This window comes from Mycobacterium sp., from assembly GCF_046330795.1.
GTDB lineage: Bacteria > Actinomycetota > Actinomycetes > Mycobacteriales > Mycobacteriaceae > Mycobacterium.
The window spans coordinates 244198-271005 of sequence record NZ_JAXLSA010000003.1 but is presented as its reverse complement, the minus strand read 5'-3'; the positions used below and the strand labels follow the sequence as shown (position 1 = coordinate 271005).

Below are 26808 nucleotides of genomic sequence, written 5' to 3'. Positions count from 1 at the left end.
CCGAGAGGAAGCACGATCATGACCGCTCAGTACCTGGATGCCCACGACGTCGACTCGGAACCCCGGCTGACCGCCGAGCAGACCCGGATCACCATCAACCAGCGCACCCCCAGCTGGAGCAGCAAGTCGGTGGACGTGACCGACGCGCTGGACTTCTGGTCGGCGGCCGGTTCGGCCGCCAACGTGATCATGCAACTCAGCTGGCCCGAGGTCGGTTACGGCGTCGCGGAGAGCCGGGTGCACTCCGGTTCACTCGTCCACCATCCGTGGAAGCGGCTGCGCACCACCGCGCAGTACATGGCGGTGGCGATCCTGGGCACCGACGAGGAACGCGCCGCATACCGGGACGCGGTGAATGTCGCGCACCGGCAGGTTCGATCCACCGACGAGAGCCCGGTCAAGTACAACGCGTTCAACCGCGAACTCCAGCTGTGGGTGGCCGCCTGCCTGTTCATCTTCTACGAGGACACCTACCAGCTGCTGCACGGGAAGATGACCGAGGATCAGGCCGAGACGTTCTATCGCAGCGCCATGCCGCTGGGGACCACGCTGCAGGTGCTCGAGGAGCAGTGGCCGGCCACCCGCGCCGACTTCGAGGTGTACTGGAACACCGCCTGCGGACGGATCCAGATGGACGACCACATCCGCGAATTCCTGCTGTACATCGTGGATCTGAAGATGATCAACATCGTGCCGCGGATCATTCTGGCCCCGCTGCTGCGGTTCCTGACGATCGGATTCCTGGCACCGGTGTTCCGCGACAACCTCGGGCTCGAGTGGTCGGCGACCGACCAGCGCCGCTTCGAGCACCTGTTCCTGTTCGTGTCCTTCGTCAACCGGTTCCTGCCCAAGTTCGTCCGGACGCACAACTACACCGTGCTGATGACCGACCTGCGCTGGCGGCTGAAGCACAAGAAGCCACTGATCTGACCCCGGCATCCGACCCCGACGCGCAGGAGCTGCTGCGAAAGTTCCTCGGGGACAGACGTTTTCTGTTCATGCTGCCGCGGGCAGTGACGCTGCAGATGCTGCATCCGGGCATCGCCGCCGGCATCGACCAGCATGCGCTGCACCGGGACCGGATCTGGCTGCACAAGCAGCGGGCGGTGACCCAGGCGATCGAGATCGCCCACTCCGACCGGGACATGCGGCCCGCAATCCGGTTCTCCCACGAGCATGTCACCGGCGTGACGGAAGACGGGTCCAAATATCATGCGCTGCAACCCGACCTGTTCCACTTCGTGCACGCGACCTACGTCGAGACGCTGTTCGGCATGGTCGAGACGTTCATCGCGCCGCTGGACGACAACCGGCGCACCACCCTGTACCGGGGCTGCTGCGACTGGTACCGACGCTACGGGATCTCGGCGCGGCCCATGCCCGAGAGCTGGCCGGAGTTCACCGAATACTTCGACGACTGCTGTCGGACCGAGCTGCGGCCCGGTCCGCATTTCGAGCGGTATCGCGACGAGATCCTCGACCCGTCGGACTGGTGGCCGCGCGTGGTGCCGCGGCGCGCGATCCGGGCCATGCAACACCCCTACGCGCGGGAACTGGCCGGCATCGACGTGAGCCGGCGCGACACCCGATCGCTGCGGCTGTTCAGCTACACCTGTCGGGTGCTCACTCTTTGACCGCGGCGTGCAGAGCGACGATCCCACCGGTCAGATTGCGCCAACGCACCTGCGACCAACCGGCCCGGCCCATGAGTCCGGCCAGCGCGGCCTGATCCGGCCACGCCCGGATGGACTCGGCCAGGTACTCGTAGGATTCCGGATCGCTCGAGACCACGCGCGCCAGCGCCGGCAGCGCCCGCATCAGGTACTCCTTGTAGACCGTCGAGAACACCGGCACCGTCGGTGTGGAGAACTCGCAGACCACGAGCCGCCCGCCGGGCCGGGTGACCCGCGCCATCTCCTGCAGCCCGCCGACGGTGTCGACGACGTTGCGGAGCCCGAAGCTGATGGTCACGGCGTCGAACACGGCATCGCCGAACGGCAGCTTGGTCGCGTCGCCGGCCACCTTGGGAACCGGGCGGTGCGCACCGGCCCTCAGCATGCCGACCGAGAAGTCGCAGGCCACGCACCAGGCGCCCGACCTGGCCAGCTCGACCGTCGACACCGCGGTACCGGCCGCCAGATCCAGCACCTTGTCCCCCGGCCCGACCCCCAGGGCCGACCGGGTGGCCCGCCGCCAGTACCGGTCCTGTCCGGCCGAGAGCACCGTGTTGGTGATGTCGTAACGCTCGGCCACGGCGTCGAACATCGACGCCACCTCGTGCGGGTCCTTGTCCAGCGTCGCGCGGCTCACCGGGTTGACGCTACCCGAACGGGGTGGTCGCAGGGCCTTCAAAGAGCCCTGAGCTTCGTGCCCCGGCGCGGGCCGGTCACGGCTTCGTAGTGGCCCAGCAGTTCGTCGCAGATCGCCGGCCAGGTCCGGTCCAGCACACTGCGCCGGGCGGCCACCGAGTACCGGGCCCGCTCGGCGATCAGATGATCGACCGCGGTCGGCAGCCGGTCGGCGAACTCGTTGACCCCCAGCAGGATTCCGGTCTGCATCGGCGTCACCAGGTCGATCGGACCGCCGGCGGCGGGCGCCACCACCGGCAGCCCGGACGCCATCGCCTCCTGGACGGTCTGGCAGAACGTCTCGTGCTCACCGGGGTGGACGAAGACGTCCATGCTCGCGTACGCCGTGGCCAGCTCGGCACCGTACAGCGCACCGGTGAAAACCGCTGCGGGCATTGCGTTCCGGAGCTTGTCCCGGTCGACGCCGTCGCCGACCACGACCACCTGGAGGTCGCCGCGGGCGGACAGCGCCGTCAGCCGTTCGACGTGCTTCTCCGGGGCCAGCCGGCCGACGAACCCGACGATCGGGCGGCCATCCGGTGACCACTGCCGCCGCAGCGCCGCGCTCCGGGCCGACGGTGCGAACCCCGTGACATCCACCCCCCGGGCCCACCGGTGAACCCGCGGGATCCGATGTGCGACAAGGTCTTCGATGGACGCGCTGGACGGCGCCAGCGTGCGGTCGGCCAGCGAGTGCAGGTGGCGCAGCCAGGCCCACGAGGCACGGGCCGCGCCGCTGACCCCGTAACTGGCGGCGAACCCGGCGATGTCGGTCTGGAACACCGCCACCGACGGCACCCCGAGGTAGCGGGCGGCGCGCACGCCCCCGTAGCCCAGCAGCGCCGGGGACGCCAGGTGGACGACATCGGGACCGAAGCCACGCAGCACCCGCCCGATCCGCGGCCACGGGATCCCAAGTGGCAGCGAGGTCACCTTGGGAAACATCCGCGACGGCACCCGGTGCACCCGCACGCCCTCATGAACCCGTTCGGCCCGTGGCTGCCCCGGCGGGTTGTCCGGTGCGATGACCAGGGTCTCGTGGCCCGTCCGGCGCAGGTGCTCGAGGACCCGCACCACCGAATTGCTGACACCGTTGACGTTCGGCAGGAAACTTTCGGCGACGATCGCAACGCGCACACCCCAACAGTGGCAGCGGGGCGTGTCGGCAAGGTTGCGGCCAGTTGGACGCGACACGAAAACCCGGTGCCCCGGGTAGGTTTCCCCTATGCGCTACTGGGCGGTACTCGCGGTGCTGATGATGGCACTGACGGGCTGTGCGCGGGTGGTGGCGGGGACGGCCGAGCCGGATCAGCACCCGCCCGGCGTCGCGCTGGGCGTCGACGGGTTCGGCATCGTGGTCGGGTTCCCCGACGCCCCGGTCCAACTGGAGCTGTTCACCGAGCCGCAGTGCGATCACTGCGCGCACTTCCAGGCCACCTTCGGTGAGGACATCAGGTCCGGGATCCAGAGCGGCCGGCTCGCGGTGACCTACCGGCTGCTGACATTCTTCGACGACAGCGACACGGGCTATTCGCATACGGTGTCCAACGCCCTGTTCCTGGCCGCCGGCCCCACCACCACCGCGTCGGTATTCCAGAAGTTCGTCGAAAGCCTCTGGGCCAACCAGGATCTGGCTCACCAGCACTACACCGACGGCGACTTCGCCGACCAGGCCCGCCAGGCCGGCGTGACCGACGCGGTGGTCGCGCAGATCACCGCGGGCCGCGCCGCCGTGGACACCGTGGCGATGGACGAACACAACACCTACGCGCTGAGCGACACGGACTCCCCCGGCACCCCGACGGTCTACGACGTGCACGGCCGGGAGGTGGTCGACATCTCCGACCCGGACTGGCTCGACGCTCTGCTGCGCGGCGCCTGAAAGCGCCTCTAACGCACTCCCGAACGACGGGTGAGCCTGCGCTCCAGCAGACTCAGCCCGGACAGCGCCGCAGCGGCCACCGCCCAACTGACCACCGCCACCGACAGGGCGGGGATGATCGCCAGTCGAGCGCTACGGCCCTGCACGCGTACCAGGTCGGGATCGGACCGGTAGTACTCGACGTAGATGCGCATCCCGGTGTCCAGTTCCGACGGGTACAGCACACCGAGCTCGGGCCGGTAGGTCACCCGGTCCGGGGTGACGAACTCGATGGTGGACCGGCGCGGTCCGGCGCTGAGCACCTCGGCCGCGGCCACCCCCATGTTCGATTCGATGGCCAGATCGTTGCGCCACGCGCCGGCCACCAGCAGCACCGCTGCTGCCGTCATCACCGCGGCGAGCACCAGAACCACGATGCGGACGGCACGGATCACCTTGCCCGCCAACGATTTCGGAGCAAGCCCGCTGGGCCCGTGGATCAGCGTCCGCCACCACCGCGGCAGGGTGACCTGCACTACAGCGCCGCCTTGATGGCGGCATGCAACCGGCGCAGGGTGGATCGGTCGGCCTTGACCTCGACAACCCGCACCCCGGTGAACGGCTCGTCGAGCACCGCGGCGAGTTCGTCGGCCTCGGCCTGTCGGTACTCGATGTGATAGGCCCGGCACAACCCGCCGACGTCGATGTCGTGGGGCGTACCGAAGATTCGCGACGACACTTCGGAGAACCGTGGATCGCCCTGCTCGAGCAGTTCGAAGATCCCGCCGCCGTTGTCGTTGGACACCACGATGGTCAACTGCGCGGGCACCGGCTCGGTCGGGCCGATGAGCAGTCCCGACGCGTCGTGCACGAAGGTCAGGTCCCCGATCAGCGCCACTGTGCGACCGCCGGTGCGGTCGTGCGACAGCGCGGCGCCGATGGCCGTCGACACGGTTCCGTCGATCCCGGCGACGCCGCGGTTGGACCGCACCGTGACACCCGGTGTGGCGAATCCGGCCAGGGCCACGTCGCGCACCGGATTGGACGCCCCGAGGACCAGTTGGTCGCCGGGCCGGACCGCGGCGGCGACGGCGGCGGCCACGTGCAGCCCGGTGGTCAGCGGGTGCGCGGCCAGCTGATCGCGCACGGCGGCCAGCGCATGCCCGTTGACCTCCGCACAGCGGTGGAGCCAGGCCTCATCGGGTGCGCCTCGGGTCACGGCGCGGGTCCCGGTGGCCAGCGAATTGCCCGACACGTCGGGCCAGCGTGGTCCGGTGGTCAGCGCCAGGACCGGCACCGACGGGTCGGCCAGCAGCGCGGACACGGGGCGGTGCAGCGTCGGGCGCCCCAGCATGATCACCTGCTGCGGGTGCAGCAACGGCAGCGCCAGCGGATGCAGCGGGTTGGCGGGCACCGGGGCCGTCGGCTCCGCCACGGTGGGCAGGTCCGCCAGGTTCGGATGGGTGCCGGCGCCATGGCCGGCGATCACGACGGTGTCCGGGGTCAGGTCGAGGTCCAGCGGCTGGTCGAAGGTGACCGGCGGGGTGTAGGTCCACGGGGCGCCGTCCGGCCGACCCGGCGTGGCCGGCGCGTCGGTGCGGTCCGGCACGAGGGGCTCCCGCAGCGGGATGTCGAACTGCACCGGCCCCGCGTTGGCGGTCCGGGAGCCGGTGGCGGCCACCACCACCCGGCACGTCGCCGAGCGCCACTGCGCGTTGAGCGCCTCCATCGGGGCGCCCGGGTATTCGGGGGCCAGACCGAGACTGATGGTGGCGCGAACCTGGGTGCCGAAGTAGCCGAGTTGCTCCATCGTCTGGTTGGCACCGGTGCCCAGCATCTCGTAGGGGCGGTTGGCGCTCAGCACGATCAGCGGAACCCGGGCGTAGTTGGCCTCCACCACGGCCGGACCCAGGTTGGCCACCGCGGTGCCCGACGTCATCGCGATACACACCGGGTGGCCGCCGTCCCGTCCACCGATGGCGAGTCCGACGGCGAGATATCCGGCAGTGCGTTCGTCGATGCGAACGTGGAGCCGGATCCGGCCGGCGCGGTCGGCATCGGCCAGGGCGAACGCCAGCGGTGCGTTACGCGAGCCCGGGCACAGCACCACGTCGCGGACGCCGCCGCGGATCAGTTCGTCGACGACGATGCGCGCCTGCGCCGTCGATGGATTCACCCGTCCAGCCTGTCACACGCACTCGGATGCGAAGAATTGCAGGATCGCGTCGTTGACGGCATCGGGCTTCTCGATGAATCCGAGGTGACCGGTGTCCGGGACCTCCAGATACGTCGCGTACGGGATGGCCTGGGCCACCTCCGCGCCCAGATAGGCCGGCACCACCACGTCGTCGGCGAAGCCCATCACCATCGTCGGCTTGGTGATGCCTCGGTAGGCGTTCAGCCGATTCTCCGTGGGGGCGACGTTGGTCTGCGCGTGCAGGCCGGGGGTGGCCTTGATGGGCCACATCGTGAACATGTCGATCCAGTCGCCGACGAACTTGTCGTTGTTCAGCGAGCGCGGCGAAAAGCCTTCCAGCAAGCGGATTTTCGCGTCGTACTCGACCGGCGGCCGGACGCCTGATGCCGTCATCTTGTTCTCGGCGTCCAGGAAGAACGTCCGGGTGCGGTCGAGGCGGCCGCGGGTGGCCATCAACACGGCCTGGCTGACCAATTCGGGCCGCGCCAGCATCAGCTCCTGGGCGATGTACGACCCCATCGACACCGCGACCACACGAACCGGGCCGCCGACCACCTGCTCGATGATCGAGGCGGTGTCGCCGACCATGGTCGACAGCGTGAAGCCCTCGGCGTTCTCCGTCTTGCCGATACCGCGGTTGTCGAAGGTGATGCACCGGTAACCGGCCCGCTGGAACGCCGGGATCTGGAACAGGTGCCACGTCCGGCCGGCACCCCCGCGACCCGCGATGAACAGCACGGGATCGCCATCCCCGCGATCGTCGAATTCGAGGTTGATCACCCGCGAGACGGTACCGGACGGGGTAGATCAGCGGCGGGCGAGGCGGCGCCGGGCGGTGTCGATGGCGCTGGTCCACAGGAGCGCCGTGGCGGCCTTGAGCTGGGTCGGGGTGGCCATCTCCTTGCCCATCAGCGCCGTCGCCGAGGCCTTGGTGGCGGCCGACGCCTTGGACATGTGCCCGGAGTCGAACGGCGGTTGCGGGTCGTACTCCATGGACAGCTGGATCACCTTGGCCTTGTCCGGACCGGCGATCTGGCCGGCGAGCCACAGCCCGAGGTCGATCCCGGCCGAGACGCCGGCGGCGGTGACCACCTTGCCCTCGTGCACGATCCGCTCATCGCCGACGGGCGTCACGCCCATTGTCCTGAGCACGGGCAGGGCCGCCCAGTGCGAGGTGGCGCGCTTACCGGTGAGCAGACCTGCCGCACCCAGGATGATCGAGCCCGAGCACACCGATGTGGTCCAGACGGTGTGTTCGTCGGCCCGGCGCAGCCACTCGAGCAGCACCTCGTCGCGGGCGTGCTCGATCGTCGAGAAGCCACCGGGTACCAGAATCAGGTCGGGCGACGGTGTTTCGGTGAAGGTGTGGGTGGCTCCGATCAGCAGGATGCCGGAATCCGCTGCGATGGGCCCGGTTTCGTGCCACACCAGCCGGATCTCGGCGCCGGGCAGCCAGCGCAGCGACTCATAGGGGCCGATGAAGTCCAGGGCGGTGAATCCGGGGTAGAGCACGATGGCAATCTGCATGTCGGGTCCTTTCTAGGCGTGGGCGAAGGTTCGCCGGTACTGGTCGGGTGAGATCCCAATGCGCCGAACGAAGTTGCGCCGCATGGTTTCTGCGCTGCCGAACCCGCAACGCGCAGCGATGACGCTCACGGTGTCGGCGGATTCCTCGAGCTGACGGCGGGCCGCGTCGATGCGGATCCGCTCGACATAGGCGGCGGGCGGCTCACCGATCTGCTCGGTGAACACCCGCGTGAAGTGCCGGGGACTCATCGCGGCACGGCCGGCGAGTTCCGTCACCGTGTGACCGGCGCCGGGTTCGGCCTCGATGGCTTCCTGCACGTCCCGGATCGGGCGCCGCCGCGCCCGCGGCATCCACACCGGGGCGGCGAACTGGGTCTGCCCGCCCGGGCGCCGCAGGTACAGCACGAGCCAGCGGGCCACCGTCTGCGCCAGCTCGGTGCCGTGGTCCTCCTCGACCAGCGCGAGCGCCAGGTCGATGCCGGCCGTGACGCCCGCCGCGGTCCATACCTTCGCCGAGCTGCGCACGAAGATCGGCTCCGGGTCGACGTCGACCGCCGGGAATCGGCTGCCCAGTTCGCTGGCGAAGGCCCAGTGGGTGGTGGCGCGGCAGCCGTCGAGCAGCCCGATCCGCGCGGCCAGGAAGGCGCCCGTGCACACACTGACCACGCGTCGCGAGTTCTCCGCCACGGCGGTGACCCAATCGGTCAGGCGCTCGTCGGCCGCGGCCGTCTCGACGCTGAACCCGCCCGGCAGCACGACGGTGTCGGTCGGGGTCCGTGGATCGGGCAGCGACTGGGTGACGAATTCCAGGCCCGTACCGGCTCGCACGGGTGCGCCGTCGACCGAGACGAGGGTGATGTCGTATCCCTGGTCGGCGCCCAGGAGCTGGGACGCGCCGGCGAAGACGTCGAAGGGTCCGACGATGTCGAGGGACTGCACGCCCGGGTAGGCGAGCACCACGACCGACCGTCTCATGTCCTCATCGTGGACCGCGACGGCCGTGGCGTCTACGACACGCGTCCCACAAATCAGGACATCGGCGGTGTCATCATTTGTACGTCATGATCTGTTGACGCCAGACCGAGCACTAGTTCGACGGCCCCAGCAGCGGGAAGCAGTCGGCGATCCGGCGCAGCCACCAGTCCCGGCGCGGCCCGGCGGCCCGCAGGCCGGCGAGACGAGCCGGATCGGGCGTCACCGGCCCGACCGGCAGATAGCCGTCCTCGGCGGGCAACGGCTCGGCCACGTCCTCGACGAACAGGCTGCCGGTGCCCAGCCCGCAGGCATGCCGCAGCTCGGGCAGGGCGCCGGCGGCCATCAGGCCGACACCGATCCCCACCGCGGTGTCCAGCGCGCTCGACACCACCACCGGGACGTCGATCTGGCTCGCGATGGCCAGCAGCGCGGAGATACCGCCCAGCGGAGCGACCTTGAGCACCGCGACGTCGGCGGCACCGGCGCGCACCACCCGCAGCGGGTCGTCGGCCTTGCGGATGGATTCGTCGGCGGCCACCGGGGTGTCGACGCGGCGGCGCAGCTCGGCCAGCTCGTCGACCGTCGCGCACGGCTGCTCGAGGTACTCGAGCGGCCCGTCCGCGGTCAGGGCCCGCGCGGCGGCCATCGCTTCGGCCAGCGTCCATCCGCCGTTGGCGTCCACCCGCACGGTGGGAATCACCGCACGGACCGCGTTGACGCGGGCGACGTCGTCGGCCAGCGTCTGCCCGGGTTCGGCGACCTTCACCTTGGCGGTGCGCGCCCCGGGGAACCGGGCCAGCACCTCGGGCACCTGCCCGGCCGGCACAGCGGGAACGGTGGCGTTGATGTCGATCCGGTCGCGATGCGCCAATGGTGTTGTGCCGTAAGCCGATTCGATTGCCGATGCCAGCCAGTGCGACGCCTCGGCGGTGCCGTACTCGAGGAAGGCGCCGAACTCCCCCCAGCCCACGGGCCCGTCGATCAGCACCGCCTCGCGCTCGGTGACCCCGCGGAACCGGACCCGCATCGGCAGCGTCACCACGTGCGCCCGCCCCAGCAGATCCTCGAGTTCGGGCATGAGAGCCGATGGTAGGCGGATCGGCGGTGTACTAAAACTGGAACACGTTCTAGTGTGGCCCCTATGAGTGACGACCTGCTGCGCCACCCCGTCCATTCCGGCCACCTGCTCATCGGCGCGCTCAAACGGCACCGCGACAAGCCGGTGTTGCACCTGGGCGACACCACGCTGACCGGCGGTCAACTGGCCGAGCGCGTCAGCCAGTACATCCAGGCGTTCGACGCCCTGGGCGCGGGATCGGGCGCGGTCGCGGGTTTCCTGTCGCTGAATCGGCCCGAGGTGCTGATGATCACCAGCGCCGGCCAGACCCAGGGCTACCGCCGCCTGGCACTGCACCCGCTGGGCTCCCTGGACGACCACGCCTACGTGCTGGCCGATTCCGGCGCGACGTCGCTGATCATCGATCCCAACCCGATGTTCGCCGAACGCGCGATCGGCCTGGTGGGCAAGGTGGACGCGCTGCAGCAGGTCCTGACCATCGGGCCGGTTCCGGCCGAGTTGTCCGCTGCGGCGGAATCGGGCGGCTTCTCCGTGGTGGACCTGACCGCCGAGGCCGCCAAGTACGAGCCCAAGCCACTGACCGCCGCCAACCTGGCACCCGACTACGTCAACGGGCTGTCCTACACCGGCGGCACCACCGGGAAGCCCAAGGGCGTCATGATGACGACGCAGGCCACCACCACCATGACCACCATCCAGCTGGCCGAGTGGGAATGGCCGGAGAACCCCCGGTTCCTCATGCTCACCCCGCTCTCCCACGCGGGCGCCGCGTACTTCCTGCCGACGGTGATCAAGGGCGGCGAACTGCATGTGATGGCCAAGTTCGACCCGGCCGAGGCACTGCGGTACATCGAGGAACACCGGATCACCGCGACGTTCGTGGTGCCGGCGATGCTCTATGCCCTGATGGACCACCCGGATTCGCACACCCGCGACCTGTCGTCGCTGGAGACGGTGTACTACGGCGCCTCGGCGATCAACCCGGTCCGGCTGGCCGAGGCGATCGAACGCTTCGGGCCCATCTTCGCGCAGAACTACGGGCAGTCCGAGGCGCCGATGGCGATCTCGTACCTGGGCAAGAAGGACCACGACGCCAAGCGCCTCTCGTCGTGCGGACGGCCGACCCTGTTCGCCCGCTGCGCGCTGCTGGACGCCGACGACAACCCGGTGCCCCAGGGCGAGGTGGGCGAGGTGTGCGTGTCCGGCCCGCTGCTGTCCGGCGGGTATTGGAAGCTGCCGGAGGAGACCGCCAAGACCTACCGGAACGGCTGGCTGCGTACCGGCGACATGGCCCGCGAGGACGAGGACGGCTACTGGTTCATCGTGGACCGCGTCAAGGACGTCATCGTCACCGGCGGCTTCAACGTGTACCCCCGTGAGGTGGAAGACGTTGTGGCCGAGCATCCTTCGGTCGCCCAGGTGTGTGTCGTCGGCGCCCCGGACGAGAAGTGGGGCGAGACCGTCACGGCCGTGGTGGTGCTGCGACCGGATGCCGATGCCTCCGAGGCGGGCGTGGCCACCATGACCGAGCAGATCCAGGCCAGCGTCAAGGACCGCAAGGGTTCGGTGCAGGTGCCCAAGCAGGTGGTGGTGGTGGACGCGCTGCCGCTGACGGGACTGGGCAAGCCGGACAAGAAGGCGGTGCGGGCGCGGTTCTGGGAAGGCGCCGCGCGGGCCGTCGGCTGACGGCTGACCCCAACCGGATCTGTTCCGCGGTCAGTGCGGGGCCCACTCGCACAATGTCGCAGCCAGCGCGGAATAGATCGATCTCGGGCGAGGCTAACCCTGGTGCTGGGCCAGCAGCGTCGTCATGACCTGGATCTCCTGGGTCTGTTCGTCGATCATGATGCTCGCGGCCCGGCGCACGGCGTCGTTGGAACAGTGCCGAAAGGCATAGGCCGCCATGGTTATTCCGCCCTGGTGATGCCGGGTCATCAGCTCGAGGAAGAGCATCTGATTGGCCGGGCCGACGCTGCGTTGCAGTCGCTCGAGGTCGGCCGTCGACGCCATCCCGGGCATACCCATCGAATGGTCGTCGTGGCCGGGCATCATCCAGGCCATCGGGTGTGACGCCGCCGGCGGCGCCCCGGCCAGCTGCAGCCAGCCGGCCAGCTGTCCGATCTCGGTCAGCTGGGTGACGCGGATCTGGTCGGCGAGTGCCTTCACATCGCGCGTGGCGTCGGCGGCCAGCATGTCGGCCATCATGACCGCCTGCTGGTGATGGGCCGACATGTCCTGTGCGAAGCCGATTTCCAGCTCCGAGAGCACCGGCGCGGGCCGATGCTGCCGGTAGTAGAGCGCGCTGCCCGCGGCCCCCAGCACAATGGCCAGCAGCACGGCGACGGCGGAGAGCCGGTTCATCGCGGCGGATAGACGGCCGGGTCGATGCGCAGGGTCATCAAGCCGTTGTCGGAACAGGTGACGTACAGCAGGTTTCCGCGGAAGTCCGGTGGCGACATGCACCAGTCCGCGGACAGGTCCAGGCCGATGATCCGGCCGTCGCGCACGATGTCGTCGCCGTTGATCTGCCCGTTGAGGATCGCCTGGGCGATCGAGATGGCGCTACTGGCCGGCGGTACGACGATGCCGCCGAACCGCACATGCTGGGAGTTGGGCAGTTGGTCGTTCTTCCCGGTCTGAGCGGGCGGGTTGAAATAGGCGATCTCGCGGACGTGGTCGGGGTCGCGCACATCGAAGATGCGGATGCCGGACTGGGTCCAGCCGCACGCCATGGCTTGGGGATCCACGCGGCGGTCGACACTGCAGTAATGGGACTCGTACCCGAACGCCCCGCTGCTGGAAGCGCTCGCGGCCCACCGGTCCAGGTTCTGCGGCAGGTTGATGTCGAGCTTGATGGTGGTGCGCAGCCGGAGGTCGCCGAAGTCGGCGGCATCGAAGAGTTTGACACCGCCGGAACCGAATTCGTCGACGTTGAACAGGAATGGTCGCCCACCGTAGGTCACGTAGATGCTGTGCTGGCTGATCAGTCCGTCGTGCCAGTGCTTGTATCCACGGCTCGGCAGCAGCTGGTGCATCGTCATCCCGGGGGCGGCCCGGTCCTGCACGGCCGAGGTGTCGAGGATGTTCAACCCCGCCGCCGTCGACATGAACATCGTGTCGCCGTCCGGGGTGAATTCCATTCCGTGACTGGCGAATCCGGCTGGTGCACTCCACACGACGGCTGGATCGGCGGGGTCGGAGACGTCCACGGCGCTGGCCCAGATCTGCCCGGACGCCCAGTAGGTGTTCCCGTCGGGTGAGAAGTTGCCCTCATGGGTCAGCATCGGGATCCGGACCCCAGGCAGCGAGCCGCGGCCCTCGTTGAGCAGCCGTGGATGGGCGCAGTCGGTGGCGATGTCGTAGAGGGAGATGTATCCGAGGCCGAACACGAACGGCACACCGGTGGCGGCCAGAAGTCCGCGAGTTTCGTTGACCTTCAACGATTCCCAGGTCCCGTTGATCATCGCCGGCTCGCGCAGCACGTCGGTGGGCCTGGGGTGTGCGGGATCGGAGACGTCGACCACCTGCACCCCGTCGGTGTGCGGGAACGTCGACCCGATGTAGACGCAGTTCTGGTAGGCCGCACTGGTCCATCCGGCCCCGGGTCCCTGGTACTGCCCGATCAGGTCGATGTTGCAGGCATAGCCCTCGACGCTGCGGTGCGAATCACGATCGCCGACCGGGACCTCACCCTGCAGGCCCGTTTCCACCCGGTCCCCGGGCCGGCACGTTGCTGCCGGGACGGCCGTCGACCAGACGTCGTTGTTCTCATCGAAGCCGGGCGACACGGTGGCCCACGCCGAAGGCGTGGTCATGACCACCAGGACGAGCACCAGCAGGGCCGCCCATGCACGGCGTGAGATCCACCCCATCGGCGGAACATAACATCCTCTAAGGTGATAGAGGAAGTGTTCGCCGGCGGCCCACAAACAGCGGCGCTGGCGTTAAACTGCTGCCATCACCGCACGTCGCAAGTACAACGCAGCCCAGCGGCGCGCCGATCTGGCCGACGCCGCCATCGACCTGCTCGGCACCCAGGGCGCCCGCGGACTCACCCACCCCCGCCTCGACAAGCACGCGGGCGTCCCACCCGGCACCGCCTCGTACTACTTCCGCACCCGCAGGGCCCTGCTGGCGGCGCTGGCCGCGCGGCTGACCGAACTCGACACCGCCGACCTGTCGATGCTGGAGGAGATCGAGGGCCGGCCCAGCCCCACCTACTCCGGCACCCGCGGCCTGGCGGAGCTGGTCATGCTCTCCGGTACCGAGCCCTACCGGACCCGCAGTCGCGCCCGGTTCGAACTGATCCTGCACGCCTCGCAGGACCCTGACCTCAACGCCACGATGACCGCCTATGGCATCCGGTTCTACGAACTCGCCCGCGACGTGGTCGCGCGCTGGTACGACGGCCACGATCTGCTGGCGACCGCCATCGAGGAGCGCGCGGTCACGGTCCTGACCTTCATCAGCGGCGTCATCGTCAGTTTCGTCCAGGGCTACCCCGTCGTCTCCGACGCCGACCAGCTCGACGCCATGATCCGCCGGATCCTGGGTGACCCCTGACAGCGGCTGGCACCATGGCAGCGTGACGGTTCGCGCGGCACTCTTCGACTACTCCGGCACGCTGTTCCGGTTGGAGGAGGACGACAGCTGGTTCGACGGCCTGGTGGTCGACGACAAGTTGGTGGACGGCCATGTGCAGGTCGAGCTGATGCGGCGGCTGACCGCACCCACCGGCCGACCGGTCGACATGGGCCCCGAGGAGTACCACGCGTGGGTGAACCGCGATCTGCAACCGCACCTGCACCGGGAGGCCTACCTGCACGTGCTGCGGGAGTCCGGCCTGGCCGACGAACACGCGGAGTTGCTGTACCGGCGGGTGATCGACCCGGCGTCGTGGACGCCCTATCCCGACACCGCCGACGTCCTGCACCGGTTGTCCGATCGCGGGATCCACACCTGCGTGGTGTCCAACATTCCGTTCGACGTGCGCACGGCGTTCGCGACGGCAGGCACGGGCACCGATGACTATGTGCTGTCCTTCGAGGTCGGCGTGGTCAAGCCGAACCACGAGATCTTCGAGATCGCGCTGAACCGTCTCGGGGTGGACGCGTCCGACGCCGTGATGGTCGGCGACAGTGAGGAGGCCGACGGCGCGGCCCGGGAGCTGGGCTGCGGCTTCGTCCTGGTCGACCCGCTGCCGACGTGGGAGCGCCCCGACGGACTGCTGCGCGGCCTGCGCGAGTACGGACTGGACATCTGAGCCGCCCGACGAATTCGAGACGCTGCGCGGTGTTCCGCTTCGATCCGCTCGGCCGGGGCGACCAGCGGCGGGCTACCGTTGGCCGGTGAGTGAGAACCCGTTCGACCCTGCGGTGTGGCAGCCGGTCCAAGGCTTCGCCGACCTGACCGACATCACCTACCACCGCCAGGTGGTCGACGGCACGGCGTTGCCGACGGTGCGGGTCGCGTTCGATCGGCCCGAGGTGCGCAACGCGTTCCGGCCGCACACCGTCGACGAGTTGTACCGCGCGCTCGACCACGCCCGGATGTCCCCGGACGTCGGGGTGGTGCTGCTGACCGGCAACGGCCCCTCCCCCAAGGACGGCGGCTGGGCGTTCTGCTCGGGCGGGGATCAGCGCATCCGCGGCCGCAGCGGCTACCAGTACGCCGAGGGGGAAACCGCCGAGACGGTCGATCCGGCACGGGCCGGCCGGCTGCACATCCTCGAGGTCCAGCGGCTGATCCGGTTCATGCCCAAACCGGTGATCTGCCTGGTCAACGGCTGGGCGGCCGGCGGCGGACACAGCCTGCACGTCGTGTGCGACCTGACCCTGGCGTCCCGGGAACACGCCCGCTTCAAGCAGACCGACGCCGACGTGGGCAGCTTCGACGGCGGCTACGGGTCGGCGTACCTGGCCCGCCAGGTCGGGCAGAAGTTCGCCCGGGAGATCTTCTTCCTCGGCGAGGCGTACACCGCCGAGCAGATGCATCACATGGGCGCGGTCAACGCGGTTATCGACCATGCCGATCTGGAGAAGGTCGCACTGGAGTGGGCGGCCAAGATCAACGGCAAATCGCCTCAGGCGCAACGGATGTTGAAGTACGCGTTCAATCTGCTCGACGATGGCCTGGTGGGCCAGCAGCTGTTCGCCGGCGAGGCGACCCGGCTGGCGTACATGACCGACGAAGCCGTGGAGGGACGTGATGCGTTCCTGGAGAAGCGCGACCCCGACTGGAGCCCGTTCCCCCGCTACTTCTGAGCATTCCTAGACTCCCAGTCGTGAGCCTGCGCCGAAAGATCCTCCAGCCGTTCGTCATGGCCGGGATGCGGCCGCCCACCGGCCTGCCGAGGTTGCCCGGCGCGAAACGGATCGACCTGCGCGGCAAACGGGTCCTGCTGACCGGGGCGTCGTCGGGAATCGGGGAGGCCGCGGCCGAGAAGTTCGCCGACGCGGGGGCCACCGTGATCGCGGTGGCCCGGCGCCAGGAGCTGCTCGACGCATTGGCCGCGCGGATCACCGACCGCGGCGGCGACGCACAGGCCGTCAGCGCCGACCTGTCCGACCTGGACGCGATCGACGAGCTGGCGAAAACCGTTGGCCCCGTTGATATTCTGATCAACAACGCCGGGAGGTCCATCCGCCGGCCACTGGCCGAATCACTGGACCGCTGGCACGACGTCGAGCGCACCATGACGCTGAACTACCTCTCGCCGCTGCGGCTGATCCGCGGGTTCGCGCCGGCGATGATCGAACGCGGCGACGGCCACATCATCAACGTCGCCACCTGGGGCGTGATGAACGAGGCCGCGCAACTGTTCGCGGTGTACAACGCTTCCAAGGCCGCCCTGGCCGCCGTCAGCCGGGTGATCGAAACCGAGTGGGCGCCAAAGGGAGTGCACTCGACGACGCTGTACTACCCCCTGGTCGCCACCCCGATGATCGCGCCCACCCGCGCCTACGACGGGTTGCCGGCCCTGAGCTCCGACGAGGCCGCCGACTGGATGATCACCGCGGCCCGGGACCGGCCCATCCGGATCGCGCCGCGGGTCGCGGTGACCTCACGCGCCGTCGACGCGGTGGCCCCGGCCCTGGTCAACGGACTGATGAAACGGCAGCGCTTCCAACCGGGCTGACGGCCCCCGGCGTGTCGGCGAACCGACACCCGCGCCAGCGGGAAACACTGGAACCCATGGAGATCCTGGCCAGCCGGGTGCTGCTGCGGCCGGTGGACTACCAGCGTTCACTGCGCTTCTACCGGGACGGCCTGCGTCTGGCCATCGCCCGCGAATATCCGGGCGGCACCGTGTTCTATGCGGGCCAGTCACTGGTCGAACTCGCCGGGCACGGCGCACCGGCGGCGGGTTCACCGCCGTTCCCCGGGGCGTTGTGGCTGCAGGTCCGGGACATTCGCGCCACCCAGGCCGAACTGGAGGGTCACGGGGTGGCCATCGCGCGTGCCGCACAGCGCGAACCGTGGGGTCTCGACGAAATGCACGTCGCCGATCCCGACGGTGTCGCGCTGATCTTCGTGCAGGTCCCCGACGACCACCCGCTGCGCCGCGACGTCAGGTAGCGCGCGTCAGGCCCGCGCGGGGGCCACTTCGAGCGGGCCGGCCAACGGCCAGCCGACGGACGCCAACCGGGCGGCAACCTGCCGCATCTCCTCGTCGGTCGGCTCCTTCTCGGCAACCTGGCGAATGGCTTCCTGGATCTGTTCGACCGTCACCGGTTCCTCACCCTGCAGCAGCACCGTCCGCGCGGTCTGCACCACCTCGTCCTCGGACAGGGTCCGGGTCAGCAGGGCCAGCACCGGGTAGTAGTCCGTGGGCGGTACGCCCTGCGGATAGCCGGCGCGCAGCCAGTTGAGAACGTTCTCGAGCACCTTGGATGTCTCGGCCATGAGTCAGATCACTTCTTCGGCAGGAACGGGAAGGGGTCCACATTGAAGTGGTGGACGATGGTGCCCCGGGTGATCCACAGGATCGCGGCCAGGATGACCAGTGCGACGAACGCGAACAGCAGCAGGCCCACGAACCTGAGCGCCGGGTTCTGGCGGGGTACCGTGCCGTCGGCCTCGGGCACTCCAGAGCCCTCGGAGAAGGCCAGCAGGCCGGTCGCGAACAGCGCGGGCAGACCGGCGCCGAGAATCAGTCCCACCACCAGTACGTGGAAGATGCTTTCCAGGTATTGCATCGGTTCAGTCCTTACGTTCTGAAAGTTCGGTGGGCGGGTCAGGCGATCGTGGTTTTTTCGCCGGCGGGGGCCTGGGTGGCCGACCGAACCTCGGCGGGCACCACGGAGTTGGTCGAGGCGTCCCAATCGGCGTTGACGTTGGTGTGGTCGACCTTCTGCTGCTGGGCGCGCCACCAGATGAAGAACGACAGGCCGATCAGGATCGCGAAGATGAGCAGGCTGCCGATCAGATCCGTGGTGACGGCGGCGACCCCGTGCGCCAGCCAGAAGCTCAGCGCACCCATCAGCGCCGCGGCCGGCAGCGTCACGAGCCAGGCGACCGCCATCCGGCCGGCCACCGCCCAGCGCACCTCGGCGCCGGGCTTGCCGACACCGCTGCCCAGGATCGAACCGGTGGCGACGTGGGTGGTGGACAGCGCCATACCGGCGGCGCTGGACGACAGGATGATCGCGGCCGACGACGCCTCGGCGGCCAGGCCCTGGGGCGATTCGATCTCGACCAGACCCTTGCCCAGGGTCCGGATGACCCGCCAGCCACCCAGGTAGGTCCCCAGGCCGATGGCGAGAGCGCAGCTGGCGATGATCCACAGCGGCAGACCGTTGGCCTTGACGTCACCGGTGAGGTGTCCGGTGGTGATGAGCGCAAGGGCGATCACGCCCATGGTCTTCTGCGCGTCGTTGGTGCCGTGCGAGAGCGCCACCAGCGAGGCCGTCGCGATCTGGCCCCAGCGGAATCCGCTCTCTCGGTGTTTCTTCTCGACATTGCGGGTGATCCGGTACACCAGCCAGGTGCCGCAGGCGGCGACGATGCCGGCGATCAGCGGGGCGGCCAGCGCCGGGATCAGCACCTTCTGGGTGACACCCGTCCAGTTGACCCCGGCCAGTCCGATGGCGGCCAGGCCGGCACCGATCAGACCGCCGAACAGGGCGTGCGACGAGCTGGACGGGATGCCGAACAGCCAGGTCAGCAGGTTCCACAGAATGCCGCCGATCAAGCCGGCGAAGATGATCTCGAGGCCCAGCGTGGCGTCGATGCCCGGCAACAGGTGGCCGGTCTTGCTGTCCTGGACCTTCAGCACCGAGGTCGTGACGGTGACGGCGACCTCGACGGACAGGAACGCACCGACGAGGTTGAGGACACCTGCCAGCAGGACCGCCACCTTGGGCTTGAGAGCGCCGGTGGCGATCGATGTCGCCATGGCGTTTCCGGTGTCGTGAAACCCGTTCGTGAAGTCGAATGCCAGCGCTGTGGCAATCAACAGCACGAGGACGATCAGCTCTGCGCTCATGGCGCTAATTCTGGGGCCACGCGCTCGGATTTGCCTAACGTCATTGGTCACCAAGTACGGATGCCACCTGGCAGTTTTTCGACGAGCGCGACGTGTTCACCAATTGTTCACGTTCCGTCTCGCGCACGTTCGCCGACGCCGCCGATGTTGTGTCCAGCGCATGACTCCGGGGGGCGCACTAGCATTTCTGACAGACCGCGCAGTGATTGATCCGAGGAGCCAAGCTGTGAACCGATTCCTCAGCTCCATCGTGTCGTGGCTGCGCGCCGGCTATCCGGACGGCGTGCCGCAGAACGACTACCTGCCGCTGCTGGCGTTGTTGTCCCGCAAGCTCACCGCCGACGAGGTGCGGACGGTCGCGCTGGAACTCGCGGGTCGCCCCGTTTTCGACGATTTCGACATCGGCGCGGCCATCATGCGGATCACCGACGAACTCCCGTCGCCCGACGACGTCGAACGGGTCCGCGATCACCTCGATGATTTCGGTTGGCCGCTGGACGACCCCCGCGACGCGGAGGCGGGCGAATAGCCACTCTGCGCGCACTCGTCGTCCCCGCTGGTCCGTCGGCCCAGTCGATGTCGACGGTCGTCCAGGGCATGCTCGACGGTCTCGGCCCCCCGCTGGCCCCGATGCCCGGCGACGATCTGCGCCAGTGCGAGCTGTTGACCGAGTCATTGGGAGTCGGCCAGGAGATCGACGACGACGTCGCGGTGGTGGTGGCGACGTCGGGCACCACCGGCACGCCGAAGGGCGCGATGCTGTCGGCCCGCGCACTGGTCGCCAGTGCGTCGGCCACCCATGACCGACTCGGCGGCACCGGCACCTGGCTGCTGGCCCTGCCCACCTATCACATCGCCGGACTGCAGGTACTGATCCGCAGCGCGCTCGCGGGGACCGTTCCGGTCGAACTGGATGTCACGTACGGGTTCGACCCTGCCGGGCTGCCCGGCGCTGTGGCCGCCATGGGGTCGGGTCGGCGGTACGCCTCCCTGGTGGCCGCCCAGCTGGCCAAGTGTCTGCCCGACCGGGATGCCCTGGCCGCTCTGGCGGACCTGGATGCCGTCCTGCTCGGCGGCGGCCCGGCCCCGGCCCGGATCCTGGAAGAGGCTGCCGCAGCGGATATCTCGGTGGTGCGCACCTACGGCATGAGTGAGACGGCCGGCGGCTGCGTGTACGACGGCATCCCGCTCGACGGGGTCGACGTGCGGGTCGAGGACGACGGCCGGATCGTGCTGGGGGGCGCGACTCTGGCCGGCGGATACCGGAATCCACCGGATCCGGACCCGTTCGCCGAACCGGGCTGGTTCCGCACCGACGATGTTGGCGCCCTGGATGATTCGGGATCACTGCGGGTGCTCGGGCGGGCCGACGATGCGATCAGCACCGGCGGCCTGACGGTGCTGCCGCAACCCGTCGAGTCGGCGCTGGCCACCCACCCCGCGATCGCCGACTGCGCGGTGTTCGGCGTCGCCGACGACCGACTCGGCCAGCGGGTGGTGGCCGCCGTGGTGCTGCGACCCGGTGCCGCCGCACCCGGCCTCGACGAGCTGCGCACGCATGTCGAGGCCACGCTGCCGCGCACCGCCGCGCCACGCGAGCTCCATGTCCTCGACGAGGTGCCCCGCCGCGGTATCGGAAAGATCGACCGGCAGGCCCTGCTCACCCGATTCGGGCCCTAGCAATCCGCCAGCCGCGTCACGGCCACACGGACATCAGCACGACGTAGACCGCGGTGCCGGCCAGGATGCTCAGTAGCGGCCGGACCCGCCACAGGTGTAGACCGACGGTTGCGCCGACGGCAAGCAGCGACCAGAGTTGTTGGCGGCCAGCGGCATCCGGCACATCACGCAGCGTGTACAGCGCCAGGATCACCATCACCCCCACCGGCATGTGGACCGACAGATAGCGCACCACCGGACTGTGCCGCAGGGGCGTCAGCGCGGCGAACGGCAGCGCGCGCAGCGCCCAGGTGATGGCGGCGCCGACCGCGACGAGCAGTGCGATGTGACCGTTATCCGGCATCGGCCACGCCTTCTCGACGTACCGCGTAGCGCACCAGCAGCACCCCGGTGAACGCCGCGAACGCGCACACCAGCAACTGACCGGGCGCCAGCCACCACGCACCGAGCGCGCAGCCGGCCGCGGCGGTGGCGGTCACGCGGTCCGGGCGCTGACGGAACGCGTCGAGCGCCAGCACGATGAACAATGCCGTCAGGGCGAAATCGAGGCCATGGACCCGTTCGATCGGCAATGCCGCGCCCAGCAGGCCACCCGCGGCGCTGGATACCGTCCAGATCAGGTGAAAGACCAACTGCATCAACAGGATCTGACGTCCGGTCCAGCCCCGCGCCTCACTCGACACGGCCACCGCGTAGGCCTCGTCGGAGAGCGTGTACGTGCTGTACAACTTGGCGGCCGGCCGCACGCGGTGCAGCGGGAACGACAACGCATAGAACACGTGCCGCGCATTCACGACGAATGTGGTCAGCGCGACCGCCGCCACCGGCGCTGCGGTCGCCGCGAGGCCGACCATCAGGAACTCCAACGATCCGGCGTAGAGCACCGCGGCGAACACCGGGGCCCACCACCAGGCCAACCCGGCGTGCGTGATCAGCAGGCCCAGCGCGATACCGAGCGGGATGAAGGCCAGGCCCACCGGCGCGGCCAGTCGGAGCACCTCACGATTCCGGGGATCATGCACCCCGTAGTTCTACGCCATCAGTCCTCGAGCGAACCGGCGAGTCGTTCGGCCGCGCTGACGTAGTCCTCGATGAACTCGAGCACCACTTCACGGGCCGGCTTCACCTTGTTCATCAGGCCCACCCCCTGTCCGACGAAGTAGGTCGCCAGGGCCTGGGCGCCCTCGTGCCCGGTGCCCGCCAGCTTGTCGACCCGGCGCAGCACCGGCTCCACGAGCATCGACTGCAACGGCAGCGGCAACGGCTTCTGGCCGCCCTCGTTGGGCGCCCAGGCGTCGGTCCAGTCCGAAACCAGTTGGCGCGACGGCTTTCCGGTCCGGCCCGCCGATCGGATGGTGTCGCGGGAGCCGGCAGCGAGGAACTTCTGCACGGTGTACGGCGCGGTCTCGGCCTCTTCGGTGGTCAGCCACACCGAACCGGTCCAGGCGCCGGCGGCGCCCATCGCCACGCACGCGGCCATCTGCCGTCCCGTCACGATTCCGCCCGCGGCCAGCACCGGCACGTTGCTGCCGAGACCGGCCAGCGCGTCGAGCACTTCGGGCACCAGGCACAGCGTGGACACCTCACCGCAGTGTCCACCGGCCTCGGTGCCCTGGGCGACGATGACGTCGACGCCGGCCCGGACCTGCTTGACGGCATGCTCCTTGGCGCCCACCAGCGCACCGACCGGCACGCCGGAGCTGCGACCGGCCTCGATCATGTAGGCCGGGGGCACCCCGAGCGCGTTGACCATCAACTTGATCGGGTGGCGCAGCGCGACGTCCAGCAACGCTTCGCCGGTGTCGCCGGACAGACCGCTGCCGGCCAGGCGGGGCCGCTCCTCGGCCGGAATGCCATGGCTGGCCAGCAGTTCGGCGACATAAGACTTGTAGGAGTCCGGAATGCGCTCGGCCAACTGGGCGCCGGAGACGTTCTCGCCCTTGCCCTCGTACTTGGCCGGAACGATGATGTCGACGCCGTACGGCTTGCCCCGGACCTGTTCGTCGATCCAGGCGAGCTCGTGTTCCAGTTGCTCGGGGGTGAAGGCCGTACCGCCCAGCACGCCGAGGCCGCCGGCGTTGGTGACCGCGGCGACCACGTCGCGGCAGTGGCTGAAGGCGAACAGCGGAAACTCGATGTCGAACTGTTCACAGATCGGTGTCTTCATTCGGCCAGTATGACCTTGACAGGTGTCAACAACGTGCACCGGGTGGGGCGGACCTCGGCCGTGGGACGATCGGGGCATGGCGACCGTCGCACAGTGGATCGAAGGCGCCCGACCGCGCACCCTGCCCAATGCCGTAGCCCCCGTCATCGCGGGCACCGGGGCCGCGGCGTGGCTGGGTTCGGCGGTGTGGTGGAAGGCGCTGCTCGCATTGACGGTCGCACTGGCCCTGATCGTCGGCGTCAACTACGCCAACGACTACTCCGACGGTGTGCGCGGCACCGACGACGACCGCGTGGGGCCGCTGCGACTGGTCGGATCCCGGGTGGCCGCGCCGCGCGCGGTCCTGACCGCGGCCGTCACCGCCCTGCTGGTGGCCGCGGTGGCCGGCGTGGCGCTCGCGTGGGTGACCGATCCGTGGCTGATCGCCGTCGGCGCGGCCTGCATCGCCGGCGCGTGGCTGTACACCGGAGGTTCAAAACCCTACGGCTACTCCGGTTTCGGCGAGATCGCGGTGTTCGTCTTCTTCGGCCTGGTCGCGGTGCTCGGCACGCAGTACACACAGGCGCTGCGGGTGGACCGGGTCGGTCTGGCGTGCGCGGTGGCGATGGGTTGCCTGTCGTCGGCGGTGCTGGTCGCCAACAATCTGCGCGACATCCCCACGGATGCGCAATCCGGCAAGATCACGCTCGCGGTTCGCCTCGGCGATCGACGCACGCGGGCGCTGTATCTGGTTCTGCTGGCCGTCGCCGGCGTGCTGACCCTGGCACTCGCGGCGGCCACCCCGTGGTGTCTGGCCGGCCTGCTCGCCGCTCCCCTGGCGATCCGTGCGGCGCGTCCGGTGCGATCCGGTTCGCTGGGGCCGCAGCTGATTCCGGTGCTCCGCGACACCGGCCTGACCATGCTGGTCTGGGCCGTGGCGGTGGCCGCCGCCCTGGCGTTGGGCAGCTGAGCCGACGATGCCGCCCCGGACAGGGCGGAGGAGGAGCGAGGCCAACGGGCCGAGCCCTATGCCGCCCGATCCAGCAGAGCGGTCACCGCGTCGCGCAGACGCTCGGTGTCGACGTGCTCACCGATGAGCCCGATCGCGTATCGATCATTGCCGTCGAGAATGCCCAGCAGCAGATGCTCGCATTCGATCGCCCGGCCGCGACGCACACCGAGTTCGCGGTGGGCAAATTCGAGGACCTTCTTGCCGGGTCGATCGAGCGGGATCTGACCGCGTCGCCGCCGGCGCCGTCCGGACCGCCGCAGCGCGTCGTCGAAGGCGTCGGCGCCGAAGGTGTGAATCACCTTGTCGCGCACGGTGTTCAGATCGATACCGATGGACGCCAGAGCGGCGGCGTCGTCGTCGAAGGTAAACGCGTCGCGGCCACCGTCGAGTTTGGCCCGGATCGCCTCCACGGTCAGGCCGACCGCCGAACACAATGCGGCCAGATCACGTCCGGCGCTCTGCAGCACGCCGACCAGCACGTGCTCGGGTCCGATGGCGTTGTCACCGAGTTCACGAACCTCGGCCTCGGCCAGCACCATCGCGGCGCGGGCGTCACGGGCGAATCGCTCGGGCTGCATTCATCCCCCTCGGTGGTATTTCTGGTGCACGGCCTGCCTGCTGACCCCGAGGGCATCGGCGATGTCCTGCCAACTCCAGCCCTGCTCGCGGGCATTGGCCACATGGACGGCCTCGAGGCGCTCCTGCAGTCGTTGCAGTGCGCGGACCGCGCGCAGGCCCACCGCGGGATCGGCGGTGGCCACCTCATCGGAATCGGCCATTCCGTCAAGCTATCTTGACGACGAGTATGTGTCAAGAAATGTTGACGGCTACCCGGAGGATTCGTCGCCGCGCAGTCGTGCCTGCAGATCCGCGCGGTCGCGGCGACGCCGCTCGTCGACCGCGGCGATGCTGGCCGTGGCCCGCTGCCGCAGCGGGGTGAACAGCCAGATGCCCAGCGGCAGCGCGATGACGATCGCGAACAACAGGGCGATGACCAACGGGAACTCCGCAACGCCCAGCAGATGAGCGCCGTAGAAGATCGCCGCCGTCAGCGCGACGACCAGGATCAGTCGCGCGAACAGGTAGACGAGGACATCGAGCACCATCCGACCGCCCGGCCGTCCGGGGCCGTCGGTCGTTTCAGGGGTTTCTGGGGTCTCTGCAGGCATCGGCCGAAGACTACAGACCGGCGTATATTCGATCTCGAGGAGGTTGTCGTGACGTACCTGCTGGTCATCCTGGTACTGGCCGCATTGGGCTACGCCGCGTGGCGTGCCGTGCGCGCCCGGCCCCAGCATTCCGGCAAGCGTGTGATCGGTCCCGACGACGACCCCGAATTCCTCTGGCGCCTCAACCATCCCGACAACAATCCGCGCTGAGAGCCGCGCTAGCCGACCCCGGCGTAGGAGTGCAGGCCGACGGTCACCAGGTTGATGAAGAACAGGTTGAACACCATCGCCACGAACCCGACGACGTTGATCCAGGCCGCTTTCTTGTCGCGCCAACCGGCCGTCGAGCGGGCGTGCAGATAGGCCGCGTACACCACCCAGGCGATGAAGGACACCGTCTCCTTCGGGTCCCAGCCCCAGTACCGCCCCCAGGCCTCCTCGGCCCAGATCGCACCGAAAATCACCCCGAACCCGAACACCGGGAACGCGAAGATGGTGGTCCGGTAGGCGATCCGATCCAGCGTCTGGGCGTCCGGTAACCGCTGGACGATCCGGGCCACGGTCCCAGCCCGGTCCGGTGCGCCGAGCGGCGACATCTTCAGCAGGAACAGGATGCTGGCCACCCCGGCGACCAGGAACACCCCGGACCCCAGGCTGACCACCGACACGTGGATGGGCAGCCAGTAGCTCTGCAGGGCCGGCATCACGGGTGCGGCGTTGGTGTAGAGCCAGCGCCCGGAGATCGTCAGCAGGATCAGCACCGGCACCAGTACGAACACCCAGAGCGCGCGGTACTGCGGCTTGCGCAGCACGACGGCCGCGGCGACGAGCCCGGACAAACACGTCAGATTGATGAACTCGTACATGTTGCCCCACGGCACGCGCTCGGTGGCCAGCCCGCGCAGCACGATGCAGGCGAACAGAGCGGCGATCCCGAGGTGGACCAGGGCCAGCCCGGCGCGCCCCACCCGCTCGTCGAGGGTTCGTGCCGGTTCGTCGGCCACGACGCCGGGACGGTCGCTGTCGGCGGACACCGTGGCCCATCCCGAGCCCGACGCGACGAGCTCGCGGGCGGCCACGGCGCGGCTGCGGCTGTAGGCGAGCTCCACGGCCAGCAGTAGTAGCGCCACCACCAGGATCACCACCGCGGACGTGTACGCCCAGTCGGAGTAGCGGGCCAGCACGAGGTCCACGTGCTCGGTATTCATCGGCGCTGCTCCTCCTCATCGCTCGAGCCTCGCTCTGCATCGTCGTCAGCGCGGTTCATCGGCGCTGCTCCTCCTCATCGCTCGAGCCTCGCTCTGCATCGTCGCCAGCGCGGTTCATCG

At 69.2% G+C, this 26808-nt stretch carries 33 protein-coding genes and 1 pseudogene; 14 read left to right on the top strand and 20 right to left on the bottom strand.

Features of this window, described 5'->3' with window-relative positions; all coding sequences use genetic code 11:
- Positions 1-18 precede the first annotated feature (18 nt).
- Positions 19-930: an oxygenase MpaB family protein gene (locus U0R18_RS12720; protein ID WP_526368811.1), complete on the top strand. Its 912-nt coding sequence runs from the start codon at positions 19-21 to the stop codon at positions 928-930.
- A complete protein-coding gene (locus tag U0R18_RS12715) occupies positions 897-1634 on the top strand; it encodes an oxygenase MpaB family protein (RefSeq protein WP_526369511.1) in 738 nt (245 codons plus the stop codon). The genes U0R18_RS12720 and U0R18_RS12715 overlap by 34 nt, the downstream gene beginning before the upstream one ends.
- Here U0R18_RS12715 and U0R18_RS12710 read toward each other — a convergent pair.
- Together U0R18_RS12710 and U0R18_RS12705 are read right to left on the bottom strand one after the other, a co-directional pair.
- Positions 1624-2310, bottom strand: a complete 687-nt coding sequence (locus U0R18_RS12710; RefSeq protein WP_526368809.1) for a demethylmenaquinone methyltransferase — start codon at positions 2308-2310, stop codon at positions 1624-1626. The two genes, U0R18_RS12715 and U0R18_RS12710, sit on opposite strands and share 11 nt — an antisense overlap.
- A gap of 38 nt (positions 2311-2348) precedes the next feature.
- Positions 2349-3485, bottom strand: a complete 1137-nt coding sequence (locus U0R18_RS12705; RefSeq protein ID WP_526368807.1) for a glycosyltransferase family 4 protein — start codon at positions 3483-3485, stop codon at positions 2349-2351.
- An 88-nt stretch (positions 3486-3573) separates the two neighbouring features.
- Between U0R18_RS12705 and U0R18_RS12700 the strand changes: the two genes are divergently transcribed.
- Positions 3574-4230, top strand: a complete 657-nt coding sequence (locus U0R18_RS12700; RefSeq protein ID WP_526368805.1) for a DsbA family protein — start codon at positions 3574-3576, stop codon at positions 4228-4230.
- Positions 4231-4238: 8 nt separating this feature from the next.
- On the opposite strand, the gene U0R18_RS12695 is transcribed toward U0R18_RS12700, so the two are convergent.
- From U0R18_RS12695 to U0R18_RS12670, 6 genes are all read right to left on the bottom strand, one after another.
- Positions 4239-4745, bottom strand: a complete 507-nt coding sequence (locus U0R18_RS12695) for a DUF3592 domain-containing protein (RefSeq protein ID WP_526368803.1) — start codon at positions 4743-4745, stop codon at positions 4239-4241.
- Positions 4745-6385, bottom strand: coding sequence for a 2-succinyl-5-enolpyruvyl-6-hydroxy-3-cyclohexene-1-carboxylic-acid synthase (gene menD / locus U0R18_RS12690; protein WP_526368801.1), 1641 nt, complete (start codon positions 6383-6385; stop codon positions 4745-4747). Before menD ends, U0R18_RS12695 begins: the two co-directional genes overlap by 1 nt.
- Before the next feature lie 12 nt (positions 6386-6397).
- Complete coding sequence (locus tag U0R18_RS12685) at positions 6398-7183, bottom strand: alpha/beta fold hydrolase (protein WP_526369509.1); 786 nt, start codon at positions 7181-7183, stop codon at positions 6398-6400.
- A gap of 30 nt (positions 7184-7213) precedes the next feature.
- Entirely contained in the window at positions 7214-7933 is a 720-nt protein-coding gene (locus U0R18_RS12680; RefSeq protein WP_526368799.1) for a DJ-1/PfpI family protein, read from the bottom strand.
- Between the two features lie 12 nt (positions 7934-7945).
- Positions 7946-8908 carry a GlxA family transcriptional regulator gene (locus tag U0R18_RS12675; protein WP_526368797.1) on the bottom strand — a complete coding sequence of 321 codons (963 nt, stop codon included), beginning with the start codon at positions 8906-8908 and terminating at the stop codon, positions 7946-7948.
- 112 nt (positions 8909-9020) lie between these two features.
- Complete coding sequence (locus tag U0R18_RS12670; protein WP_526368795.1) at positions 9021-9986, bottom strand: o-succinylbenzoate synthase; 966 nt, start codon at positions 9984-9986, stop codon at positions 9021-9023.
- 63 nt (positions 9987-10049) lie between these two features.
- Between U0R18_RS12670 and fadD8 the strand changes: the two genes are divergently transcribed.
- On the top strand, positions 10050-11672 hold the full coding sequence (fadD8, locus tag U0R18_RS12665) for a fatty-acid--CoA ligase FadD8 (RefSeq protein ID WP_526368793.1): 1623 nt from the start codon (positions 10050-10052) through the stop codon (positions 11670-11672).
- A 93-nt stretch (positions 11673-11765) separates the two neighbouring features.
- On the opposite strand, the gene U0R18_RS12660 is transcribed toward fadD8, so the two are convergent.
- Positions 11766-12347 carry a DUF305 domain-containing protein gene (locus tag U0R18_RS12660; protein WP_526368791.1) on the bottom strand — a complete coding sequence of 194 codons (582 nt, stop codon included), beginning with the start codon at positions 12345-12347 and terminating at the stop codon, positions 11766-11768.
- Positions 12344-13858: an LVIVD repeat-containing protein gene (locus tag U0R18_RS12655; RefSeq protein WP_526368789.1), complete on the bottom strand. Its 1515-nt coding sequence runs from the start codon at positions 13856-13858 to the stop codon at positions 12344-12346. Before U0R18_RS12655 ends, U0R18_RS12660 begins: the two co-directional genes overlap by 4 nt.
- Positions 13859-13943: 85 nt before the next feature.
- On the opposite strand from U0R18_RS12655, the pseudogene U0R18_RS12650 reads away from it, so the two are divergent.
- The 6 genes and pseudogenes from U0R18_RS12650 to U0R18_RS12625 form a co-directional block, all read left to right on the top strand.
- Positions 13944-14117, top strand: a pseudogene (locus U0R18_RS12650) (TetR family transcriptional regulator); the annotation flags it as partial.
- 51 nt (positions 14118-14168) lie between these two features.
- Positions 14169-14549, top strand: a complete 381-nt coding sequence (locus U0R18_RS12645; RefSeq protein WP_526368787.1) for a hypothetical protein — start codon at positions 14169-14171, stop codon at positions 14547-14549.
- Positions 14550-14571: 22 nt separating this feature from the next.
- On the top strand, positions 14572-15249 hold the full coding sequence (locus U0R18_RS12640) for an HAD family hydrolase (RefSeq protein WP_526368785.1): 678 nt from the start codon (positions 14572-14574) through the stop codon (positions 15247-15249).
- 85 nt (positions 15250-15334) lie between these two features.
- Positions 15335-16249 carry a 1,4-dihydroxy-2-naphthoyl-CoA synthase gene (locus tag U0R18_RS12635; RefSeq protein WP_526368783.1) on the top strand — a complete coding sequence of 305 codons (915 nt, stop codon included), beginning with the start codon at positions 15335-15337 and terminating at the stop codon, positions 16247-16249.
- 20 nt (positions 16250-16269) lie between these two features.
- Positions 16270-17124 (top strand): SDR family oxidoreductase, encoded by an 855-nt coding sequence (locus U0R18_RS12630; RefSeq protein ID WP_526368781.1) that lies wholly within the window; start codon positions 16270-16272, stop codon positions 17122-17124.
- A gap of 56 nt (positions 17125-17180) precedes the next feature.
- Positions 17181-17564: a VOC family protein gene (locus U0R18_RS12625; RefSeq protein WP_526368779.1), complete on the top strand. Its 384-nt coding sequence runs from the start codon at positions 17181-17183 to the stop codon at positions 17562-17564.
- A 6-nt stretch (positions 17565-17570) separates the two neighbouring features.
- On the opposite strand, the gene U0R18_RS12620 is transcribed toward U0R18_RS12625, so the two are convergent.
- Genes U0R18_RS12620 through U0R18_RS12610 form a run of 3 tightly spaced genes read right to left on the bottom strand, consistent with a single transcriptional unit; the run spans position 17571 to position 19473 of the window.
- On the bottom strand, positions 17571-17891 hold the full coding sequence (locus U0R18_RS12620) for a DUF3349 domain-containing protein (RefSeq protein WP_526368777.1): 321 nt from the start codon (positions 17889-17891) through the stop codon (positions 17571-17573).
- Positions 17892-17899: 8 nt separating this feature from the next.
- Positions 17900-18184, bottom strand: coding sequence for a hypothetical protein (locus U0R18_RS12615; RefSeq protein WP_526368775.1), 285 nt, complete (start codon positions 18182-18184; stop codon positions 17900-17902).
- A gap of 38 nt (positions 18185-18222) precedes the next feature.
- Complete coding sequence (locus tag U0R18_RS12610) at positions 18223-19473, bottom strand: inorganic phosphate transporter (protein WP_526368773.1); 1251 nt, start codon at positions 19471-19473, stop codon at positions 18223-18225.
- A 226-nt stretch (positions 19474-19699) separates the two neighbouring features.
- Between U0R18_RS12610 and U0R18_RS12605 the strand changes: the two genes are divergently transcribed.
- Both U0R18_RS12605 and menE read left to right on the top strand, forming a co-directional pair.
- Positions 19700-20002 carry a DUF3349 domain-containing protein gene (locus tag U0R18_RS12605; RefSeq protein ID WP_526368771.1) on the top strand — a complete coding sequence of 101 codons (303 nt, stop codon included), beginning with the start codon at positions 19700-19702 and terminating at the stop codon, positions 20000-20002.
- A 68-nt stretch (positions 20003-20070) separates the two neighbouring features.
- The gene (gene menE / locus U0R18_RS12600; protein WP_526369507.1) at positions 20071-21153 is read left to right on the top strand and encodes an o-succinylbenzoate--CoA ligase; all 1083 of its coding nucleotides are present in this window, start codon (positions 20071-20073) and stop codon (positions 21151-21153) included.
- Positions 21154-21169: 16 nt separating this feature from the next.
- On the opposite strand, the gene U0R18_RS12595 is transcribed toward menE, so the two are convergent.
- Genes U0R18_RS12595 through U0R18_RS12585 form a run of 3 tightly spaced genes read right to left on the bottom strand, consistent with a single transcriptional unit; the run spans position 21170 to position 23320 of the window.
- Entirely contained in the window at positions 21170-21496 is a 327-nt protein-coding gene (locus tag U0R18_RS12595) for a branched-chain amino acid transport AzlD family protein (RefSeq protein ID WP_526368769.1), read from the bottom strand.
- On the bottom strand, positions 21486-22175 hold the full coding sequence (locus tag U0R18_RS12590; RefSeq protein ID WP_526368768.1) for an AzlC family ABC transporter permease: 690 nt from the start codon (positions 22173-22175) through the stop codon (positions 21486-21488). The genes U0R18_RS12595 and U0R18_RS12590 overlap by 11 nt, the downstream gene beginning before the upstream one ends.
- 17 nt (positions 22176-22192) lie before the next feature.
- Entirely contained in the window at positions 22193-23320 is a 1128-nt protein-coding gene (locus U0R18_RS12585; protein WP_526368765.1) for a nitronate monooxygenase, read from the bottom strand.
- A gap of 76 nt (positions 23321-23396) precedes the next feature.
- Between U0R18_RS12585 and U0R18_RS12580 the strand changes: the two genes are divergently transcribed.
- Positions 23397-24269, top strand: coding sequence for a 1,4-dihydroxy-2-naphthoate polyprenyltransferase (locus U0R18_RS12580; RefSeq protein ID WP_526368763.1), 873 nt, complete (start codon positions 23397-23399; stop codon positions 24267-24269).
- A gap of 56 nt (positions 24270-24325) precedes the next feature.
- On the opposite strand, the gene U0R18_RS12575 is transcribed toward U0R18_RS12580, so the two are convergent.
- From U0R18_RS12575 to U0R18_RS12565, 3 genes are read right to left on the bottom strand one after another with little or no spacing between them, the layout of a single operon-like run.
- Positions 24326-24889 (bottom strand): Clp protease N-terminal domain-containing protein, encoded by a 564-nt coding sequence (locus U0R18_RS12575; protein ID WP_526368761.1) that lies wholly within the window; start codon positions 24887-24889, stop codon positions 24326-24328.
- On the bottom strand, positions 24890-25090 hold the full coding sequence (locus U0R18_RS12570; RefSeq protein WP_526368759.1) for a helix-turn-helix domain-containing protein: 201 nt from the start codon (positions 25088-25090) through the stop codon (positions 24890-24892).
- 48 nt (positions 25091-25138) lie between these two features.
- On the bottom strand, positions 25139-25480 hold the full coding sequence (locus tag U0R18_RS12565) for a DUF4229 domain-containing protein (protein WP_526368757.1): 342 nt from the start codon (positions 25478-25480) through the stop codon (positions 25139-25141).
- Positions 25481-25528: 48 nt separating this feature from the next.
- On the opposite strand from U0R18_RS12565, the gene U0R18_RS12560 reads away from it, so the two are divergent.
- Positions 25529-25690: a hypothetical protein gene (locus tag U0R18_RS12560; RefSeq protein WP_526368755.1), complete on the top strand. Its 162-nt coding sequence runs from the start codon at positions 25529-25531 to the stop codon at positions 25688-25690.
- Positions 25691-25698: 8 nt separating this feature from the next.
- Here U0R18_RS12560 and ccsB read toward each other — a convergent pair whose 3' ends face one another.
- Positions 25699-26688: a c-type cytochrome biogenesis protein CcsB gene (ccsB, locus tag U0R18_RS12555; protein ID WP_526368753.1), complete on the bottom strand. Its 990-nt coding sequence runs from the start codon at positions 26686-26688 to the stop codon at positions 25699-25701.
- Between the last annotated feature and the right edge of the window lie 120 nt (positions 26689-26808).

Excerpts from the sequence above, each read along its gene's own strand:
- U0R18_RS12720 (WP_526368811.1), top strand. The coding sequence starts at position 19 with ATGACCGCTCAGTACCTGGATGCCCACGACGTCGACTCGGAACCCCGG.
- U0R18_RS12700 (WP_526368805.1), top strand. The coding sequence starts at position 3,574 with ATGCGCTACTGGGCGGTACTCGCGGTGCTGATGATGGCACTGACGGGC.
- U0R18_RS12680 (WP_526368799.1), bottom strand. The coding sequence starts at position 7,933 with ATGCAGATTGCCATCGTGCTCTACCCCGGATTCACCGCCCTGGACTTC.
- U0R18_RS12675 (WP_526368797.1), bottom strand. The coding sequence starts at position 8,908 with ATGAGACGGTCGGTCGTGGTGCTCGCCTACCCGGGCGTGCAGTCCCTC.
- U0R18_RS12670 (WP_526368795.1), bottom strand. The coding sequence starts at position 9,986 with ATGCCCGAACTCGAGGATCTGCTGGGGCGGGCGCACGTGGTGACGCTG.
- fadD8 (WP_526368793.1), top strand. The coding sequence starts at position 10,050 with ATGAGTGACGACCTGCTGCGCCACCCCGTCCATTCCGGCCACCTGCTC.
- U0R18_RS12660 (WP_526368791.1), bottom strand. The coding sequence starts at position 12,347 with ATGAACCGGCTCTCCGCCGTCGCCGTGCTGCTGGCCATTGTGCTGGGG.
- U0R18_RS12655 (WP_526368789.1), bottom strand. The coding sequence starts at position 13,858 with ATGGGGTGGATCTCACGCCGTGCATGGGCGGCCCTGCTGGTGCTCGTC.
- U0R18_RS12645 (WP_526368787.1), top strand. The coding sequence starts at position 14,169 with ATGCTGGAGGAGATCGAGGGCCGGCCCAGCCCCACCTACTCCGGCACC.
- U0R18_RS12625 (WP_526368779.1), top strand. The coding sequence starts at position 17,181 with ATGGAGATCCTGGCCAGCCGGGTGCTGCTGCGGCCGGTGGACTACCAG.
- U0R18_RS12620 (WP_526368777.1), bottom strand. The coding sequence starts at position 17,891 with ATGGCCGAGACATCCAAGGTGCTCGAGAACGTTCTCAACTGGCTGCGC.
- U0R18_RS12615 (WP_526368775.1), bottom strand. The coding sequence starts at position 18,184 with ATGCAATACCTGGAAAGCATCTTCCACGTACTGGTGGTGGGACTGATT.
- U0R18_RS12610 (WP_526368773.1), bottom strand. The coding sequence starts at position 19,473 with ATGAGCGCAGAGCTGATCGTCCTCGTGCTGTTGATTGCCACAGCGCTG.
- menE (WP_526369507.1), top strand. The coding sequence starts at position 20,071 with ATGCTCGACGGTCTCGGCCCCCCGCTGGCCCCGATGCCCGGCGACGAT.
- U0R18_RS12595 (WP_526368769.1), bottom strand. The coding sequence starts at position 21,496 with ATGCCGGATAACGGTCACATCGCACTGCTCGTCGCGGTCGGCGCCGCC.
- U0R18_RS12585 (WP_526368765.1), bottom strand. The coding sequence starts at position 23,320 with ATGAAGACACCGATCTGTGAACAGTTCGACATCGAGTTTCCGCTGTTC.
- U0R18_RS12580 (WP_526368763.1), top strand. The coding sequence starts at position 23,397 with ATGGCGACCGTCGCACAGTGGATCGAAGGCGCCCGACCGCGCACCCTG.
- U0R18_RS12575 (WP_526368761.1), bottom strand. The coding sequence starts at position 24,889 with ATGCAGCCCGAGCGATTCGCCCGTGACGCCCGCGCCGCGATGGTGCTG.
- U0R18_RS12570 (WP_526368759.1), bottom strand. The coding sequence starts at position 25,090 with ATGGCCGATTCCGATGAGGTGGCCACCGCCGATCCCGCGGTGGGCCTG.
- U0R18_RS12565 (WP_526368757.1), bottom strand. The coding sequence starts at position 25,480 with ATGCCTGCAGAGACCCCAGAAACCCCTGAAACGACCGACGGCCCCGGA.
- ccsB (WP_526368753.1), bottom strand. The coding sequence starts at position 26,688 with ATGAATACCGAGCACGTGGACCTCGTGCTGGCCCGCTACTCCGACTGG.